Source organism: Brachyspira catarrhinii (assembly GCF_005518285.1).
Lineage (GTDB): Bacteria > Spirochaetota > Brachyspiria > Brachyspirales > Brachyspiraceae > Brachyspira > Brachyspira catarrhinii.
The window spans coordinates 1-1750 of record NZ_SJDU01000432.1; the positions used below are offsets into that span (position 1 = coordinate 1).

2 protein-coding genes are annotated in these 1750 nt (G+C 31.7%); both read left to right on the forward strand.

The window, feature by feature from the left end; genetic code table 11:
- Window positions 1–850 (forward strand): magnesium transporter (locus EZH24_RS11205; RefSeq protein ID WP_137999188.1); only part of this gene is annotated, 850 nt, incomplete at its 5' end.
- Window positions 851–993: 143 nt separating this feature from the next.
- Window positions 994–1750, forward strand: a 757-nt coding sequence (locus tag EZH24_RS11210) for an ankyrin repeat domain-containing protein (protein WP_170310866.1), incomplete at its 3' end; no start/stop codon positions are given.

Consider the following 1750-nt stretch of genomic DNA (forward strand, 5'->3'; position numbering starts at 1 on the left):
TTATACGACTATATATGTTTTGAATTCAAAAAAAACTTTACTCGGTTCTATCGCAATAAGAAAATTATTTTTTACCGACAAAAATATTTTGATTTCAGAAATCATAAATAACTGCCCTTATATTTCGGTTTACGAAGATAGAGAGGAAGCGGTAGATATAATAAAAAAATATAATTTGCATTCTTTAGCCGTTATAGACGACAGACATTCTATGATTGGAATTGTGACGATAGACGATATTTTAGATGTTGCGGAAGAAGAATATAGCGAAGATTTTCACAAAATGGCGGGAATAAATCAGTTTGACGATAATTTGAAAATCACTCCAATTTTTACGATTTATAAAAAAAGAATATTATGGCTTTTGGCTTTGGTTTTCGTAAATTTATTTTCTGGAGGAATAATAAGCGCGTTTCAAGGAACGATACAGAAACATATAATATTGGTAGTATTCTTGCCTTTATTAATTGGAAGCGGAGGAAACGCTGGAAGTCAATCGGCGACTTTGGTTATTCGTTCTTTAGCGGTTGGAGATGTGACATTAAAAGATTGGTTTTATATGCTTTCAAAAGAAACTGTCGTGGCTTCGATTTTGGGATTGAGTATGGCTTTCGGAGGTTATATTTTGGGAATAATAAGAGGAGGAATAGAAATCGCTTCTATAGTGGCGATGTCAATGTTTAGCATAGTTTTTATAGGAAGCGTAATCGGAATAACTTTGCCTTTTATTTTAACGAAATTTAAAATCGACCCCGCTATAAGCGGAGCGCCCGTTTTAACTTCCATTTGCGATATTGTGGGAACCGCGATATATTGCGCTATAGCTTCTATTTACTTTATATTGAAATAAAACGAAATAAAAAATTTAAATAATTTTAAAATTTAATAATTGAAGTTTTATAATAAATATTATATAATAAACTTATGATTTGATTTTAATTTTGCTATATCTTAAAAATAATTATTTTTAAAATTTTTCAAAAAGGAAACGATATGAGAGAGATAGAAATTGAACTTCATGAAGCGGCTGCCAATAATAAAGCGTCAGTAGTCAAAATATTATTAAACAATAAAAATATAGACATCAATTTGCCGAATATATTGGGGCTTACTCCTCTTACTCATGCGGCTAAATTGGGGCATATAGAAATAGTAAAAATTCTTTTGGACGCTGGAGCGGATATAAATAAACAAGACAAATTATTTATAACTCCTTTAATGAACGCGTCTGCGAGCGGACATTTCGATATAGTAAAATTATTGATTGAAAGAGGGGCGGATGTCAATTTAAGCAATGTTAATAGCGAAACGGCTTTGCATTACGCCTGCTCGGAAGATTATTTCGATATAATAAAAATATTGGTTGAAAATAAGGCGAATGTAAATGTGAAAACCGATATAAGTATGACGCCTCTTATGTATGTCTGCCAGAAATCCGATTTTCAAGCCGTGAAATTTTTAATCGACAACGGAGCGAAACTTGACGATGAAGATATATACGAAGAAACGGTTTTGTCTTATGCAATCTCGAGCGGAAATATTGATATAGTCGAATATATAATCAATAAAGGAAATTTGAAAATTCCAAGATATTCTTTGACTATAGCGGCGATTAGCGGAAATTTATCTTTGGTTCATTATATTCATCAAAAATTAGGAAATTCAAAAGCGAATGTATTTTCAAGCGCGTTTATTTCCGCGGCTCATAACGGATTTTTGGATATTGTAAGATATTTCTTTGAAGGTTCAA